The sequence below is a fragment of the Micromonospora sp. NPDC047527 genome (genome assembly GCF_040643015.1).
Classification (GTDB): domain Bacteria; phylum Actinomycetota; class Actinomycetes; order Mycobacteriales; family Micromonosporaceae; genus Micromonospora.
This window is the reverse complement of sequence record NZ_JBEYTK010000002.1, coordinates 740,955-756,240: the sequence shown is the minus strand read 5'-3', so window position 1 is coordinate 756,240 and position 15,286 is coordinate 740,955. Positions and strand designations below refer to the sequence as shown.

Below are 15,286 nucleotides of genomic sequence, written 5' to 3'. Positions count from 1 at the left end.
CGGAGTCGAAGGGACATGGACATGGGCATAGTGAGCAGTCAGCTGTCGATCTCGCTGGACGGGTACGTGGCGGGGCCGGGGCAGAGTCGTCAGGATCCACTGGGCCGGGGCGGCCTGCGGTTGCACGAGTGGTTCTTCGGCCTGGACGCCTGGCGGGCGCAGCACGGGCTGACCGGCGGTGACCGGGGTGTCGACGCGGATGTCGTCGAGGAGATGACCCGCGACATCGGCGCGTACGTCATGGGTCGGAAGATGTTCGGCGGTGGGGACGGCGACTGGGACGAGAGCTGGCAGGGCTGGTGGGGCGACGACCCGCCGTTCCGTACCCCGGTGTTCGTGCTCAGCCACCACCTCCGGGCGCCGCTGGTGATGCAGGGCGGCACCGAGTTCCGGTTCGTCACCGACGGCATCGAGTCGGCGCTGCGGCAGGCACAAGCGGCGGCGGGCGACAGGCAGGTGTCCATCGCAGGCGGGGCGAGCACGGTGCGGCAATACCTGGCCGCCGGGCTGATCGACACCCTGCAACTGCACCTGGTGCCGATCACGCTCGGGGCCGGCGAGCGACTCTTCGACGGCATCGCGCCGCGCCTTGAGCAGGTGGCGGTGGTGGCCGGGCCGACCGTCACGCACGTGAGCTACCGCGTCCTGCGGTGATCGGTTTGCCATTTCGGCAAGATACTTTGCGAATCGCTCCGCCTCCGGCCACAGTCGTAGGCGACACGCGAAGGAGCAGCCCGATGGCCGAGCAGCACGAATTCGACAAGGACTACTGGGATCGGCACTGGCACCAGGCGCACCGCGACGGCCCCGGGGCGATGGGCAGCAGCCCCGCACACCCCTATCTCACCCAGGAGACGAGCGGCCTGGTGCCGGGTGCCGCACTGGACGCCGGGTGCGGCGCCGGCGCCGAGGCGATCTGGCTCGCCTCCCACGGGTGGCAGGTCACCGCGGTCGACATCGCCTCCGACGCCCTCGCCCGTGCCGCCGAGCGCGCGGCGGACAGCGGGGTGTCCGACCGCGTGCGGTGGGTCGAGGCGGACCTGACGGTCTGGGAGCCGGGTGCGCGGTTCGATCTGGTCACGACGCACTACGCGCACCCCGCGATGCCGCAGCTGGCCTTCTACGACCGCATCGCCGCCTGGGTGGCGCCCGGCGGCACCCTCCTGATCGTCGGGCACCTGCACGCACCGGGCGCGCACGGGCACGGGCAGCACCCTCCCGCCGAGGCATCGGTCACCCTCGCGGACATCACGGCGGGCCTGGCCAGCACCAGGTGGGAGATCACCACCGCCGAGGAGCACCGCCGCGCGGTGACCGGCCCCGGAGGCCACGAGGCCGCGCTGCACGACGTCGTCGTACGCGCCACACGACGCCCCTGAACACACAGCACGCCGGGCCGGTGAGTGATCACCGGCCCGGCGTGCGGTTACGTCGTACGTCAGCTCTTGAAGGCGTCCTTGATCTTCTCGCCGGCCTGCTTGAGCTTGGCCGTGGACTGATCCGCACGGCCCTCGGCCTCAAGCTGCTCGTTGTCGGTGGCCCGACCGGCGCCTTCCTTCAGCTTGCCGGCCGCGTTCTCGCTGCTGTTGCTGATCTTGTCGTCGATACCCATTTGCGAACCTCCATTGCGAGCGTCGCTACGCCACCAGAAGTACCCCGGGCATCTCCGGTCCAACCATTACCACCGTCACAGATCGCCAGCGGCCGAACGGAACCGGCGCAGGCGCAGGCTGTTGGCCACCACGAACACCGAGGACAACGCCATCGTGGCACCGGCGATCATCGGGTTGAGCAGCCCGGCGGCGGCCAGCGGCAGGGCCGCCACGTTGTAGCCGAACGCCCAGAACAGGTTGCCCCGGATGATGCCGAGCGTGCGCCGGGACAGCCGGATGGCGTCCACCGCCGCATCCAGGTCGCCCCGGACCAGCGTGAGGTCGGACGCCTCGATCGCCACGTCGGTGCCGGTGCCCATGGCCAGCCCGAGATCGGCCTGGGCCAGGGCCGGGGCGTCGTTCACCCCGTCACCGACCATCGCCACCGAGCGCCCCTCGGCCTGGAGCCGCCTGACCACGTCGACCTTGCCGGCCGGCAGCACCTCGGCGATCACCTCGTCGATGCCCACCTCGGCGGCGACCGCACGGGCCACGGTGGTGTTGTCCCCGGTCAGCAGGACCGGGGTGAGCCCCAGGGCCCGCAGCCGGGTCACGGCCGCCCGGCTGGTCGGCCGGACCACGTCGGCGACCGCGAGCACGCCCCGGGCACGCCCGTCCCAGCCGGCGACGATCGCGGTACGCCCGGCGGCCTCCGCGTCGCGCACGGCCCACTCGACCTCCGGCGGTACGTCGAGCCCGCGCTCACGCAGCAGCCGGGGCCGGCCGATCAGCATGACCCGGTCGTCGACGGTGCCGGTCACGCCCAGCCCTTCCAGGTTGGCGAAGTCGGTCAGCGGAGGCAGCGCGCCGGCCTCGGCGGCACCGGCGGCGATCGCGCGGGCGATCGGGTGCTCGGAGGCGGCCTCCACCGCCCCGGCGAGCCGGAGCAGCTCCGCCCGGTCCTCGCCGCTGGCCGGAACCACGTCCACCAGCGTCATCCGGCCGGTCGTCACGGTGCCGGTCTTGTCCAGCACGACGGTGTCCACCCGGCGGGTCGACTCCAGCACCTCCGGTCCCTTGATCAGCACACCGAGCTGGGCGCCCCGGCCGGTGCCCACCAGCAGCGCGGTCGGGGTGGCCAGGCCGAGCGCGCAGGGACAGGCGATGATCAGCACGGCCACGGCGGCGGTGAACGCGGCGGTCGAGCCGGCCCCGGTGCCGAGCCACCAGCCGAGCGTGCCGACGGCCAGGGTGATGACGATCGGCACGAAGACGCCGGAGATCCGGTCGGCGAGCCGCTGCACGGCCGCCTTGCCGCTCTGCGCCTGCTCGACCAGGTCGGCCATCCGGGCGAGCTGGGTGTCCCCGCCGACCCGGGTGGCGGTGACGACCAGCCGTCCGCCCGCGTTGATCGTTGCGCCGACCACGCCGTCACCGGGGCCGACCTCGACCGGCACCGACTCACCGGTGAGCATGCTGGCGTCGACGGCGGAGGTGCCCTCGTCGACCACCCCGTCGGTGGCGATCTTCTCGCCGGGGCGGACCACGAACCGGTCACCGACGGCGAGCCGGTCCACCGGGATCCGGGTCTCCACGCCGTCCCGCAGCACCGCCACGTCCCGGGCGCCGAGTTCGAGCAGGGCCCGCAGGGCGGCACCGGCGGTCCGCTTGGATCGGGCCTCGAAGTAGCGGCCGGCCAGGATGAACACGGTCACCCCGGCGGCCGCTTCCAGGTAGATGTTGCCGGCACCGTCACTGCGGGTGATGTCGAAGCGGAACGGGTGCGTCATCCCGGGCATGCCGGCGTCGCCGAGGAAGAGCGCCCAGAGCGACCAGCCGAACGCGGCCAGGGTGCCGAGTGAGACCAGGGTGTCCATGGTCGCCGCGCCGTGCCGCAGGTTGGTCCACGCGGCCCGGTGGAACGGCAGCCCACCCCAGACCACCACCGGGGCGGCCAGGGTCAACGACAGCCACTGCCAGTAGTCGAACTGCCAGGGGGGCACCATGGCCAGCATGATCACCGGCACGCTGAGCGCCGCCGAGACCCAGAGGCGGGTACGCGGCCCGCGCAGCGGGTCCACCGGCTCCTCGGTGGTGGCCGGCGGCGACGGCAGAGCCGCCGTGTAGCCCGTCTTCTGCACGGTCTCGATCAGGTCGTCCGGCGTGACGTCGTCGACGTACCGGACGGTCGCCTTCTCGGTGGCGTAGTTGACGGTGGCGCTGACCCCGTCCATCCGGTTCAACTTCTTCTCGATCCGGGCGGCACAGGCGGCGCAGGTCATCCCGCCGATGGCCAGCTCGATCCGGTTCGGCGCCTCGGGCAGCGGTCTGCTGGTGGTGGTCATCGTCTGGTCCCGTCAGTTGTGCCCGTGGCCGGGGGTGCCGTGGTCGGCGCCGTCGGTCGGTGCGGGTCCGCTCGGGTCGCCGCCGTTGGGCGGGGCGTCGGCCGGTGGGGTGCCGGCCACGACGGTGAACTCGGCGGTGTGCACACTCCCGCCGTGCCGGAAGTCGAGGTAGAGCCGGTAGCTACCGGCCGACGGCACCTCGGCCAGGAAGGTGACGGCGGGGCCGGGCTTGGTCCGCCCGTCGCCGGGTGTCCCGTCCGGGTGCACGTGCAGGTACGCCAGATCACCCCGGCGCAGTGCCACCAGATGCCCGTACGCGCCCAGGTAGGGCTCCAGGTCGGTGACCGGCTGCCCGTTTCGGCTGATGGTCAGGGTGAGCGGTGAGGTGCGGCCGGGCTGCGGCTCACCGGTCAGCGTGACCGTGTAGCCGTCGACGGTGGTGCTGGTGGCCGGGGCGGGCAGGGGCCGCTCGGTCAGCGCGCCGGGGACTGTCACGTCCACCCCGAGGGTCAGCGGCTCACCGCCGGTCGGGGTGAAGTCGGCGAACGCCCGCCACTGCCCGGGGCCGGCCAGCGGGGTGTCGACCCGCCAGGTGCCGTCCGGTGCGAGGTCGGGGTGGACGTGGCGGAAGCCGGACAGGTCCCGCCGGGCCACGATCAGGTGCATCCGCTTGTCGTGCGCCACGTCGTACCGGGTCACCGGGCGGCCGTCCGGCCCGGCGATCCGGAACGCGAACTCGCCGGCCGGCGCGGCGACCGGTTCGAGGGTGTAGCCACGGTCGGAGACGAGCAGACCACCGGGGAGCAGACCGGCCGCCTCGTCGTGCGCGGTGGGGCCCGAGGTGTGGGCGGCGCCGCCGTCGTGCCGGCTCTCGGCGCTCGGGGCGGCCGGGTCGGCGACCCGGCCGATCCCGTACGCCGCGCCGAAGACCGCCGCGAGACCGAGGGCGAAACCGCCCAGCCTGGTCACCGTGTTCATCCCGGGCCGCCCGATCACGCCTCGACGAGGTCGTAGCCGGCCTCGTCGACGGCGGCCCGGACCGACTCCACGGCCACCGGCTGCTCGCTGCTGACGGTGACCTGGCCGGTGCCGAGGTCGACCTGAACGTCGTGCACGCCCGCGATGGCGCCCACCTCGGCGCTGACCGCGCTGACGCAGTGCCCGCAGGTCATGCCCTTCACCTGGTACGTCGTGCTGACCATCGAATGTCTCCCTCTGTCATCTCCGAGCCTATACCCCCCGGGGGTAAGTCGGAGACGGATCCGTGCCCTTGTCATGTACCGGTACCCGGTGGGGGTATCCCGGCGAGAGCGACAGTACCATACCCCCCAGGGGTACGCTATCCTGGTCGCCATGACCGCACCGACCCCGATCCGCGGATACACCGCCAGCAAGGACCAGCTACTCACGCGACTTCGGCGCGTCGAGGGGCAGGTCCGGGGCATCGAGAAGATGGTCGACGAGGACCGCTACTGCATCGACGTGCTCACCCAGATCTCCGCGATCCAGGCCGCACTCGACAAGGTTGCCCTGGGCCTGCTCGACGGGCACGCCCGGCACTGCATGCACGAGGGGGCGGCCGAGGGCCGGGCCGACGAGATGGCCACCGAGATGATGGCGGCGGTCGGCCGGCTCATGAAGCGCGGCTGACGACCCTCAGTCCGATGCCGGGTCGAGACGGACTCGGCGCAGCAACTGCGCGTTGAGCGCCACGACGATGGTGGACGCGGACATCAACAGCGCGGCCACCGCCGGGCTCAACGCCACACCCGCCCAGGCCAGCACTCCCGCCGCCAGCGGCAGCGCCACCACGTTGTAGCCCGCCGCCCAGGCCAGGTTCTGCCGCATCTTCCGGTACGACGCCCGGGACAGCCGGACCACGGCACCCACCCCGCGCGGGTCCGACGACGCCAACACCACCCCGGCGGACTCGATCGCGACATCGGTGCCCGCCCCGATCGCGATGCCCACGTCCGCTCGGGCCAACGCGGGCGCGTCGTTCACTCCGTCGCCGACCATCGCCACGGTCAGCCCTCGCCCCTGGAGCTCGGCCACCCGGCTGTCCTTCTCCGCCGGCAGCACCTCGGCGAAGACCTCGTCGACTCCGGGCCGGAAGCCGAGTTGGGCCGCGACCGCCTCGGCCACCGGACGGGCGTCACCCGTGATCATGGCGATCGTCCGTACGCCCTCGGCACGCAGCTCGCCGATGGCCCGCTGAGCCTCCGGACGCACCTCGTCGGTCAACGCGAACGCGCCGAGCACGGTCCCCGGCAGCCGCACCAGATGCAGCACCGCCGCGCCCCGCGCCGACCACCGCCCGGTCGCCTCCCTCAACTCCGCCGGGAGCGACAGGCCCAGCTCCCGCAGCAGCGCCGGCCCGCCCACCGCGTACTCCGTACCGTCGACGGTGGCCTGCACACCGCGGCCCGGCAGCGATCGGAACTTGGCAGCCGGGGCCGGGCCGGCACGCCCGGCCGCCGTCACGATCGCCCGGGCCAGCGGATGCTCGCTGTCCGACTCGACGCCCGCCGCGATCCGCAGCACCTCGCCCCGCTCGGTGCCCGCCGCCACCACCACGTCGGTGACCACGTGCTCGCCTCGGGTGAGGGTGCCGGTCTTGTCGAAGAGCACCGCGCCGACGGTCCGCATCCGCTCCAACGCCAACCGGTCCTTGATCAGGATTCCGGACCGCGCGGCCAGCGCGGTCGAGAGCGCGACGACCAGAGGGATGGCCAGACCGAGCGCGTGCGGGCACGCGATCACCAGAACCGTGACCGCGCGGACTACCGCCTCGTCGGGCTGACCGAGCGCGGTCCAGACCAGCACGGTCAGCACAGCGGTGCCGGTGGCCACGTAGAACAGCGCGGCGGCGAACCGGTCGGCCAACAGTTGCGCCCGGCCACCGGAGGCCTGCGCCTGCGCGACCATCCGCTGGATGCCGGCGAGGGCGGTCTGCTCACCGAGCGCCTCGACACGGACCCGGACAGCCGAGTCGGTGGCGACGGTACCGGCCACCACCCGATCGCCCGTCGACCGCGCTACCGGCCGGGACTCACCGGTGATCATCGATTCGTTCAGTTCGGCGTCACCCTCGACGATCCGGCCGTCCGCCGGCACCCGACCCCCCGGGCGGACCAGCACCACGTCGTCGATCCGCAGGTCGGTCACCGGCACCGCCTCGACCCGCCCGTCCGCAGCCACCCGCTCGGCCTCGTCCGGCAGCAGCGCGGCCAGCGCCGCGAGCGCGCCCCGCGCCTGCCCGATGGCCTTCATCTCCTGCCAGTGCCCCAGCAGCATGATGGTGACCAGCGCGGCCAACTCCCACCAGAAGTCCAGGTCGAAGGCGCCCACGCTGGTGGCCAGCGATGCGGTGTAGGCCACGGTGATCGCCATCGCGATCAGCAGCATCATGCCCGGTGCCCGGTCCCGTACCTCCCGGACCGCGCCGACCAGGAACGGCCAGCCGCCCCACCAGAACACCACCGAGCCGAGCACCGGGCCCACCCAGGATCGGCCCGGTACGTCGCTCAGGCCCAGCTGATCCGAGACGAGATGGCTGGTCAGGACCACCGGGATGGTGAGCACCAGGCAGACCCAGAAGCGGCGACGGAACATCGCCGGATCGTGCCCGACGTGCTTGTCATGCCCCGCGTGCTTGTCGTGCTCCGCGTGCTGCGTGGGCGCGGCGGGGGTGGCGTGCCGCTGGCGGTCGGGGTCGGGCGCTGACGGAGCGGGCATTCCTCCAACATGCCCCGCCGGTGGCCGCCACGCGAGTGGTTCGCCTATCCGACACCCCGTCACGAACTGCAAGCCCGCTGTGGCCTGGTTAGCATTTCCCAGGATGACTCTCCATACGACGCCGCACACCCAGGCTGCGGCGCCACCACGTCGTGGCGCCACTGCCGGTCAACCGTGCCGGGCGATTACCGTCCGTGATCGAACGATCGTCAGTCGGCGGTCCATCGCGCCTCTCGCAGCCGTTTCCCTGTCAACGGTGAACCGACCGGTCCGCTGACACGTACCCCGCACCGGATCGTTGGGAGTTCTCGCATTGGGTTCCGACCACAGCCGTTCCGCTCCGCCCGCCCCGCCGGGGGTGCGACGGATCCTCGTCGCGACGGTGGTGCCGCTCTTCGTGGCCACCGTCCTCGCCGCGGTGGTGCTCTGGCCGCGCGACGGGTCACCGCGCGCCGGTGGCGAAGCGGACGTGCCGCGATACCACGGCACGGTGACCCGGGTGGTGACCGAGCCCTGCCCGCCGGCGGCGAACCCCGAGGGCACATCGGCCGCCGGGGACGGGCCGTGCGGCACGGTGGACGTACGGGTGGAGGACGGGCCGAGCGCTGGGCAGCAGGTCCAGACCCCGGTCCCCGCCGGGCCCGGAGCGCCCCGGGTGGCGGTGGGCGACGAGGTCATCATGGTCGAGTTGACCGATCCGACCGATCCCGCCGCCAGCAGTTGGAACATCGCCGAGCACCAGCGGGGAACGCCGCTGCTGTGGCTGGCGGTGGTCTTCGCCGCCGCGATCGTCGCGTTCGGCCGATGGCGGGGCCTCGCCGCGCTCGCGGGGCTGGCGGCCAGCTTCGCGATCCTGCTCACCTTCGTGCTGCCGGGCATCGCCGCCGGGGGGTCACCGCTGCTGGTGGCGGTGGTCGGCGCCGCGCTGATCATGTTCGTGGTGCTCTACCTGACGCACGGGGTCACCGCGCAGACCTCGGTCGCGGTGCTCGGCACCCTGGGCAGCCTCATCCTCACCGGCGTACTCGCCACCATCGCCACGGCCGCCACCCACCTCACCGGCTTCGGCAGTGAGGAGGCGACGACGCTGTCGATGTTCCAGGGCGACGTGGACCTGCACGGTCTGCTGCTCGCCGGGATCATCATCGGGTCGCTCGGCGTGCTCGACGACGTGACGGTCACCCAGGCGGCCACCGTCACCGAGTTGGCGAACGCCAACCCGGGGCTGACCCGGTTGCAGCTATACCGGGCGGCCACCCGGGTCGGCCGCGCCCACATCGCCTCCACGGTCAACACCATCGTCCTGGCGTACGCGGGCGCGTCACTCCCCCTGTTGCTCCTGCTCACCGCCGACTCGCGGCCGATCGCGCAGATCCTCACCAGTGAGTTCCTCGCGCAGGAGATCGTTCGCAGCGCGGTCGCCACACTCGGCCTGATCGCCGCCGTGCCGCTGACCACCGGGCTGGCCGCGGTGGTGACCGCGGCCGGGCGGTCGGATGCCACCCCGTCCGCCGATGCTCCCGCCCCGCGCCCCCGACCGGACCGGGCAGAGGCACTGGCGGCACTCGGCTCACCGCGAACGGATCGACCCGACGGGCCGGACCAGACGCGGACCCCACCCCCACCCACCGCCACCGATCCGTGGCCGCAGTCGAACAGGAGCACAGATACGGCATGGTGACACTCCTCAGCGTGACCGGATCGGGCAGTCGTCCTGGAGGCCACGTCACTGGTCACTCAACGCCATGGCGAAATGACGCTTTTGGTGGGCATCCAGGCGTAGCTCACCCGGTCGACTCTCGGGTAACCTCGCTGCCGGTTACCGATGTAGGCGCGAAGCGGCGCCTGCGGTGCCACCGCCCAATCGCCAACCGGCGAGCCGGGGACCCAGGCACGTGGGGTGAATCCGCAGCAGCGGTAGGGGCCACTTCCGCCCCGAACCCGTCAGCTAACCCGGTCGGCGGTCGACGGAAGGGAACATTGTGACGGCACCCCTACGCCGCTGGTTGACACCCGTGGTGGCCGTGATCGCCGCACTGACCGTGCTTGCCGGGCCCCTCCCAGCCCACGCCGCCCCGGCGACCCCCACACCGTCCGGGCACGAGGAGGACAGCGAGCCAAAGCTGCTCAACGACGTCATCGAGCAGGCCAACCGCGACTACTCCGCCGCCAAGTCCAAGTTGGACAAATCCAAGAAGCGGCAGTTGGAGCTCGCGATAGAGGTCGACCGGGCCAAAGCCGACCTGGAGGCGCTGGCCCCGCAGGTCGGGCAGATCGCCGCCCAGTCGTACCGGACCGGCCGGATCGGCGCGATCGCGATGCTGCTGGAGAGCGACGCTCCCGACTCGTTCGTCCAGCGCGCCGCGACGCTCGACGAGATGAACATGGTCAACGAGAAGAAGCTCGCCGAGGTCAACACGGTCAAGGCCCGCGCCGAGCAGGCCAAGCTGGCCCTCGACACGGAGGTCCGCGAGCAGCAGAAGCAGACCGCACTGATGGCGAAGCGCAAGAGCGAGGCGGACAAGGCGCTCTCCCTCGTCGGTGGGAAGGGCTTCACCGGCGGCCTGGTGGATGCCACCTCGCGGGTCGCGAAGATCGGCCCGGGTCGCACCGCCGACGGTGACTGGAAGCCGCAGTCGTGCAGCGAGGACGACCCGACCACCTCCGGCTGCGTCACGCCCCGCACGCTGCACGCGTACAAGGAGGTCAAGCTGGCCGGCTTCAACCGCTTCGTCGGCTGCTACCGCCCCGGCGGGCCGTGGGAGCACCCGAAGGGCCGCGCCTGCGACTGGTCGCTGCAGAAGAGCGGCTTCGCCCCGTGGCACAACGAGGACACCCGCAAGTACGGCAACAACGTCGCCGCGTTCCTCATCCGTAACGCCGACCGACTCGGCATCTACTACGTGATCTGGAACCGACAGATCTGGTTCCCGGCGACCGGGTGGAGTTCGTACAGCGGGCCGTCGAACCACACCGACCACGTCCACATGTCGCTGCTCTGACCACGCCTACAGCAGTCGACGAGGGCCGCCCCGCATCGCGCGGGGCGGCCCTCGTCGCGGGTCTCGGGCTACGTCAGGCGGCGGCGGGCGCCGCCGGGCCGTCCGGGGCGGCGGGCACGTCGAGCGTCGCGGCACCGGCCGGTACGGGGGTCACCGGACGCACTCCACCTGCGGCGAGGCGGTACGACACTCCCACCACCGCGCACCGCCCCTGCGCCACCGCGTCGGCCAGCACCGGCGACTGCCCGAGCAGCGTCTCGACGGTCTGTGCGATGTGGATGTCGACGATGCCGTCGATGTCGTCCACTCCCTCGGCCGTGGCTCGCCGCAGGCTGGGCAGCACCGCGTCGACCACCGTGCGCAGATGCCCTCCGGGTGAGGTGCCGGTGGCGGCCGTCTCACGGGCCGCCTGCACGGCACCGCAGGAGTCGTGGCCGAGCACCACCACCAGGGGGGTGCCGAGCACGGTCACCGCGTACTCGACGCTGCCCAGCACCTCCGGGCCCACGATGTGCCCGGCGGTGCGGACCACGAAGAGGTCACCCAGGCCCCGGTCAAAGATGATCTCGGCAGCCAACCGGGAGTCGGAACAGCCGACGATCACCGCGAACGGGTGCTGGCCGTCGGCCACCGCGGCCCGATGCTCGGCGTCCTGGTTGGGGTGGCGCGGAGCCCCGCTGACGAAGCGTCGGTTGCCGTCGGCCAGCTCGGCGTACGCTCGGGCCGGCTCGCTGAGCGCCGATGCCCGCTCGGTGGCCCGCTGCGGGCCCGGCTGCCCACCGGGCATAGCGGAACGGCTCATCCCCGCACCTCGTCTCCACACATTTGACCTGCTCAACCCGCACATCGGCCGGACCGGCGGCGGGCGCTGGCTCCACGTTCACACGCACCGCAAGATGCGTCAAGATATGCGTGATTTAGATTTCATACGTTGGCCCTCGGCCCGGGCGCAGATGACGCGCGGGAGACGGGGCGGACAACCGGAGAGGCGATCCACCATGACGAGCACGGCAACGGCCGGCGACAGCACCGGCAGCGGCCGGAACTGGACATTCCTCACGAACCACGGTCATGTCCTGCTGGCCATCGCCCGTGATCCCACCGCTCGACTGCGGGACGTTGCGGCCGAGGTCGGCGTCACCGAACGAGCCGCGCAGGCCATCGTCGCCGACCTGGAGGCGGGCGGTTACCTGCACCGCACCCGGGTCGGGCGCCGCAACGAGTACACCCTCAACCCGGCCGGCCGATTCCGGCACCCCGCCGAGGCCTACCGCCAGGTCGGTGACCTGCTCGCGCTCTTCGCCGACGCGCCCGCCGCGGACGTCGCGCACCAGCCCTGACCGTCGCCGCCGGGCCGCTGCCCGATGCGACGCGGCGGTAACCTTTGCGAGTGCGCGAGAGCCTGCCGTTGAGCGCGACCGACCGGTCCCGCCACGGCGTCCGAGCAGTCCTCAGTGGAACGCTGGCGGCCCTGCTCGGCGCCGCCCTGGTGGTCCCCGCCTCCCCTGCCGTCGCGGCACCGCCTACCTGCGGCCCGGCCGGGGAGGACGGCCTGGTGGAGATGCCCTGGGGGCTACGCCGGCTGGACCCGGCGTCCGCGTGGCCGCTCTCCCGGGGCGCCGGGGTGACGGTCGCGGTGATCGACTCTGGGGTTTCCGCCATCCACCCCCTGCTGAAGGGCCAGGTCCTCGCGGGGCGCGACTTCAACGACCTGCCGGCCAACCAGGGCCAGTGCGACCTGGCCGGTCACGGCACGATGGTGGCCGGCATCATCGCCGGCCAGGAGGGCACGGGGGCACCCTTCAGCGGCGTCGCCCCGGCGGCCCGCATCCTGCCGATCCGGGTTCTGCCGGACGCCAAGGGCACCAACGACGAGGCCCTGCCGGGGCAGATCGCGGCGGCCATCAACTGGGCGGTCGACAACGGCGCCGACGTGATCAACCTCTCCCTGGTCACCCTGCCCCGCCCCGAGTTGGCGGAGGCCGTCGAGCGCGCCCTCGCCAAGCGGGTCGTGCTGGTCGCCGCAGCCGGAAACCGGCAGGAGCAGCAGGAGGACAAGCCGGCCTACCCGGCCGCGTACCCCGGGGTGATCGCGGTCGCCGGTGTGGACGAGCAGGGCGGCCACGTGGGCACCTCGGTCAGCGGCGCCTACGTCGACGTCGCCGCGCCAGGATTGAACATCGTCGGCCCGGCACCGGGCGGGTCCGGCTACCGCGCCGAACCGACAGGCGGCACCAGCTTCGCCGCCGCGTACGTCTCGGGGGTGGTCGCGCTGGTTCGGGCCGCCCACCCGGACCTCACCCCGGAGCAGGTCGCCGACCGGCTGGAACGGACGGCGGACAGCCCACCGGAAGGGCACAACACGGAGATCGGCTACGGCGTGGTCAACCCGTACCGGGCGGTGTCGAGCCTGCTGGGCACCCGCTCGAACCCGCCGGCCGACGCGCTCCCGGCACCCGCCGGCACGGCCGACCCGCTGGGCTGGCAACGCACCGCCGCGCTCTGGGCCGCCGTGGTCGGCGGTCTGCTCGCTGGGCTGCTGCTGATCGCGCGACCGATCGTGGCGCGGGGCCGCCGACGCGGCTGGCGCCCCGGCCGACGCCCCGACACACCGGTCACCGGCTGACCGGACGACAGCGCCGGTGCCGATGCGGTGGAGCGCATCGACACCGTGGCGCCCAAAGCTTCAGCGCAGGACGCCGGAGGTCCCTCCGCCGTCCGCACCCCACACGTCCTCGTCCTCCTCCAGCCAGGTGTTGCGGGGAGCCTCCTCCTCGCCGTAGCCGGCACCGCCGCCGCCCATCCCGGCCATTCCGCCAGCGCCTCGGGCACCCGCACCCCGACCGCCGGCACCGGCACCCGCGGCGCCCCGACCGGCACCGCCCCGACCGGCACCGGCGCCGCCCGCGACGCCACCCATTCCGGGTGCCATGCCGCCGCCGCCCAGCTTGCCGCCCGCGCCGAGCCGGCCACCGGAGCCTCCGCCGCGACCGGCACCCGCCGCGCCGCCGCCCATCATCGGGCCCATGCCCGGGGCGACCGGCCGGCCGATCGCGCCGCCGCCGGCGAGAGCGCCGGCACCGGCCCCGGCGCTGCCCAGGCCGCCGCCGCTGCCGAGCCCGCCGCCGGCGGACCCGAGGCCAGCCGAGCCGAGGCCACCGCCACCGGAGCCCAGGCCGGGCGTACCGCCGCCGGCACCCGCGAGGCCGCTGCTGAATTCCTCATCCAGCCCGCCCGTGCCGGGTACGCCGCCGGTGCCCGGGTAGCCGCCCGTGCCGGGGCCGTACTCGCCCGTGAGGGCGGGGTGGACGCCGGAGCCGCCGGGCGGGTTGCCGGTGTCGAACGCACCGAGCGACGGCTTGGCGTTCGTGCCGCCGATGTCCGGGCTGCCGCCGATGTCCGGCACACCACGGACACCGCCGCCACCCCCGCCGCCGGTGTCCAGATTCGGCTGCTGACGGGTCGGGTCCCCGGCGATGTTCGGGGTGGCGCTGCCGGGTGTGCCCGGCGCGATGGCCTGATACTCGCCGCTGACCCGCTGGTAGACGTCGGCCGCATCCTTGGACCGGTCGTTGATCCAGTCAGCGACCGCGCTCACCGGGTCGAGCCAGCCGAGGAAGTCCGGTGCGACCTTTGCCTCGAAGAAGCCGACGCTGAGGGTCAGCTTGGCGTTGCGCGCCTCCAGTACGTCGTTGACGCAGGTCGCCGGGATCGGGAAGTCCCGCTGGGCGGCGGTGAGCTTGTCGGCGGCGGTCTTGAGCGACTGGACGATGCCGGTGCCCTTCTCGGCGTCCGTCACGAGTTGGCCGGTGTCCTTGGCGATCTGCTCGACGTGAGCCTTGAACGCCTCGTACGCAGGGCCCTTCCAGGTCGTGCCCAGGTCCTTGATGTTGGTATCGAGACTCTGCTCGATGTTGTTGAGATTCTTGATCAACTGTTCCCAGCCGAGGGCGGCGCTCTCCACATCACCCGGCCGGCCGTCGATGACGACCTTCTGGCACATCTCTTCCCAGCTCAGGCCCATCTACCGTCCCCCGTCCTAACGGCCGTCGCCGCGGCCGGCCACATCGCCGAAGACCCGCTGCATGTCGGCGGCGGACATCCGGTTCTGCTCTTCCGCCGTCTCGTAGTTCTGCTTGACCTGACGCAGCGCCTCGGCCGCGTCGTAAAGACTTTGGGCGAGCTTCTGCACGCCGGACTCGGTGTCCCGGTAGAGCCCCTGGTGCTTGGCCGCCAACCGGCCCGCCCAGTCGAACCCGCCGAGTGGGCTGGCCTGGCCGCCCACCCCGCCCGCCACGCCGGCGGTCGCACCGCCCATCAGGTCCTGGATGTCGACCATGTTGTAGGAGAGCTTGTTCAGGTAGGCCGCGTGGGTTTCCAGCCATCCGATCGCCGAGTCGAGACTTGTCGCATCCCACTCGGTCTTGACGCCGGCCTCGCTGGGGGCGGTGACCAGACCCTCCGGCGTCGCGGCGTGGTTGACGTTGTCGATCTCGAAGCCGGTCACGGCCAGACCCGACGTCGGCATCCCCGCCACCGGGACCGGGATGTAGATGTCGTCGTTCTTGAACCGTTCCGGCTGGCTGGTCCTGTCGTCCGTCATCGGTCC

15 protein-coding genes and 1 riboswitch are annotated in these 15,286 nt (G+C 72.6%); of the genes, 7 read left to right on the top strand and 8 right to left on the bottom strand.

From position 1 onward, the window contains the following. Positions 1 to 21 precede the first annotated feature (21 nt). Complete coding sequence (locus ABZ808_RS12385; RefSeq protein ID WP_357004373.1) at positions 22 to 654, top strand: dihydrofolate reductase family protein; 633 nt, start codon at positions 22 to 24, stop codon at positions 652 to 654. 83 nt (positions 655 to 737) lie between these two features. Beyond that, positions 738 to 1,379: a class I SAM-dependent methyltransferase gene (locus tag ABZ808_RS12380; RefSeq protein WP_357004370.1), complete on the top strand. Its 642-nt coding sequence runs from the start codon at positions 738 to 740 to the stop codon at positions 1,377 to 1,379. A 59-nt stretch (positions 1,380 to 1,438) separates the two neighbouring features. Here the strand turns inward: ABZ808_RS12380 and ABZ808_RS12375 are convergent, their stop codons facing one another. From ABZ808_RS12375 to ABZ808_RS12360, 4 genes are all read right to left on the bottom strand, one after another. Next, on the bottom strand, positions 1,439 to 1,612 hold the full coding sequence (locus ABZ808_RS12375; RefSeq protein ID WP_357004367.1) for a CsbD family protein: 174 nt from the start codon (positions 1,610 to 1,612) through the stop codon (positions 1,439 to 1,441). A gap of 75 nt (positions 1,613 to 1,687) precedes the next feature. Continuing rightward, positions 1,688 to 3,937, bottom strand: a complete 2,250-nt coding sequence (locus tag ABZ808_RS12370) for a heavy metal translocating P-type ATPase (protein WP_357004364.1) — start codon at positions 3,935 to 3,937, stop codon at positions 1,688 to 1,690. Between the two features lie 12 nt (positions 3,938 to 3,949). Next, positions 3,950 to 4,915 (bottom strand): hypothetical protein, encoded by a 966-nt coding sequence (locus tag ABZ808_RS12365; RefSeq protein WP_357004866.1) that lies wholly within the window; start codon positions 4,913 to 4,915, stop codon positions 3,950 to 3,952. A 14-nt stretch (positions 4,916 to 4,929) separates the two neighbouring features. Then, the gene (locus ABZ808_RS12360; RefSeq protein ID WP_357004361.1) at positions 4,930 to 5,139 is read right to left on the bottom strand and encodes a copper ion binding protein; all 210 of its coding nucleotides are present in this window, start codon (positions 5,137 to 5,139) and stop codon (positions 4,930 to 4,932) included. A 151-nt stretch (positions 5,140 to 5,290) separates the two neighbouring features. On the opposite strand from ABZ808_RS12360, the gene ABZ808_RS12355 reads away from it, so the two are divergent. Continuing rightward, entirely contained in the window at positions 5,291 to 5,587 is a 297-nt protein-coding gene (locus tag ABZ808_RS12355) for a metal-sensitive transcriptional regulator (RefSeq protein WP_252416044.1), read from the top strand. A 6-nt stretch (positions 5,588 to 5,593) separates the two neighbouring features. Here ABZ808_RS12355 and ABZ808_RS12350 read toward each other — a convergent pair whose 3' ends face one another. After that, positions 5,594 to 7,552, bottom strand: coding sequence for a heavy metal translocating P-type ATPase (locus tag ABZ808_RS12350; protein ID WP_357004863.1), 1,959 nt, complete (start codon positions 7,550 to 7,552; stop codon positions 5,594 to 5,596). Positions 7,553 to 7,988: 436 nt separating this feature from the next. Between ABZ808_RS12350 and ABZ808_RS12345 the strand changes: the two genes are divergently transcribed. Beyond that, on the top strand, positions 7,989 to 9,356 hold the full coding sequence (locus ABZ808_RS12345; RefSeq protein WP_357004358.1) for a YibE/F family protein: 1,368 nt from the start codon (positions 7,989 to 7,991) through the stop codon (positions 9,354 to 9,356). A gap of 166 nt (positions 9,357 to 9,522) precedes the next feature. Next, positions 9,523 to 9,653, top strand: a riboswitch (cyclic di-AMP (ydaO/yuaA leader). Between the two features lie 4 nt (positions 9,654 to 9,657). Beyond that, on the top strand, positions 9,658 to 10,677 hold the full coding sequence (locus ABZ808_RS12340; protein ID WP_357004355.1) for a hypothetical protein: 1,020 nt from the start codon (positions 9,658 to 9,660) through the stop codon (positions 10,675 to 10,677). A 73-nt stretch (positions 10,678 to 10,750) separates the two neighbouring features. Here the strand turns inward: ABZ808_RS12340 and ABZ808_RS12335 are convergent, their stop codons facing one another. Further along, positions 10,751 to 11,464: a carbonic anhydrase gene (locus tag ABZ808_RS12335; protein WP_357004861.1), complete on the bottom strand. Its 714-nt coding sequence runs from the start codon at positions 11,462 to 11,464 to the stop codon at positions 10,751 to 10,753. Positions 11,465 to 11,675: 211 nt separating this feature from the next. On the opposite strand from ABZ808_RS12335, the gene ABZ808_RS12330 reads away from it, so the two are divergent. Both ABZ808_RS12330 and mycP read left to right on the top strand, forming a co-directional pair. After that, positions 11,676 to 12,017, top strand: a complete 342-nt coding sequence (locus tag ABZ808_RS12330) for a MarR family winged helix-turn-helix transcriptional regulator (protein WP_357004352.1) — start codon at positions 11,676 to 11,678, stop codon at positions 12,015 to 12,017. 50 nt (positions 12,018 to 12,067) lie between these two features. Then, entirely contained in the window at positions 12,068 to 13,303 is a 1,236-nt protein-coding gene (gene mycP / locus ABZ808_RS12325; RefSeq protein ID WP_357004349.1) for a type VII secretion-associated serine protease mycosin, read from the top strand. Between the two features lie 60 nt (positions 13,304 to 13,363). Here the strand turns inward: mycP and ABZ808_RS12320 are convergent, their stop codons facing one another. After that, positions 13,364 to 14,701, bottom strand: coding sequence for a WXG100 family type VII secretion target (locus ABZ808_RS12320; RefSeq protein ID WP_357004346.1), 1,338 nt, complete (start codon positions 14,699 to 14,701; stop codon positions 13,364 to 13,366). A 15-nt stretch (positions 14,702 to 14,716) separates the two neighbouring features. Then, positions 14,717 to 15,280, bottom strand: a complete 564-nt coding sequence (locus ABZ808_RS12315) for a hypothetical protein (protein WP_357004343.1) — start codon at positions 15,278 to 15,280, stop codon at positions 14,717 to 14,719. Positions 15,281 to 15,286 lie beyond the last annotated feature (6 nt).

Coding starts and splice junctions, on each gene's coding strand:
- ABZ808_RS12385 (WP_357004373.1), top strand. CDS start 22: ATGGGCATAGTGAGCAGTCAGCTGTCGATCTCGCTGGACGGGTACGTG.
- ABZ808_RS12380 (WP_357004370.1), top strand. CDS start 738: ATGGCCGAGCAGCACGAATTCGACAAGGACTACTGGGATCGGCACTGG.
- ABZ808_RS12375 (WP_357004367.1), bottom strand. CDS start 1,612: ATGGGTATCGACGACAAGATCAGCAACAGCAGCGAGAACGCGGCCGGC.
- ABZ808_RS12370 (WP_357004364.1), bottom strand. CDS start 3,937: ATGACCACCACCAGCAGACCGCTGCCCGAGGCGCCGAACCGGATCGAG.
- ABZ808_RS12365 (WP_357004866.1), bottom strand. CDS start 4,915: ATGAACACGGTGACCAGGCTGGGCGGTTTCGCCCTCGGTCTCGCGGCG.
- ABZ808_RS12360 (WP_357004361.1), bottom strand. CDS start 5,139: ATGGTCAGCACGACGTACCAGGTGAAGGGCATGACCTGCGGGCACTGC.
- ABZ808_RS12355 (WP_252416044.1), top strand. CDS start 5,291: ATGACCGCACCGACCCCGATCCGCGGATACACCGCCAGCAAGGACCAG.
- ABZ808_RS12350 (WP_357004863.1), bottom strand. CDS start 7,552: ATGTTCCGTCGCCGCTTCTGGGTCTGCCTGGTGCTCACCATCCCGGTG.
- ABZ808_RS12335 (WP_357004861.1), bottom strand. CDS start 11,464: ATGCCCGGTGGGCAGCCGGGCCCGCAGCGGGCCACCGAGCGGGCATCG.
- ABZ808_RS12330 (WP_357004352.1), top strand. CDS start 11,676: ATGACGAGCACGGCAACGGCCGGCGACAGCACCGGCAGCGGCCGGAAC.
- ABZ808_RS12320 (WP_357004346.1), bottom strand. CDS start 14,701: ATGGGCCTGAGCTGGGAAGAGATGTGCCAGAAGGTCGTCATCGACGGC.
- ABZ808_RS12315 (WP_357004343.1), bottom strand. CDS start 15,280: ATGACGGACGACAGGACCAGCCAGCCGGAACGGTTCAAGAACGACGAC.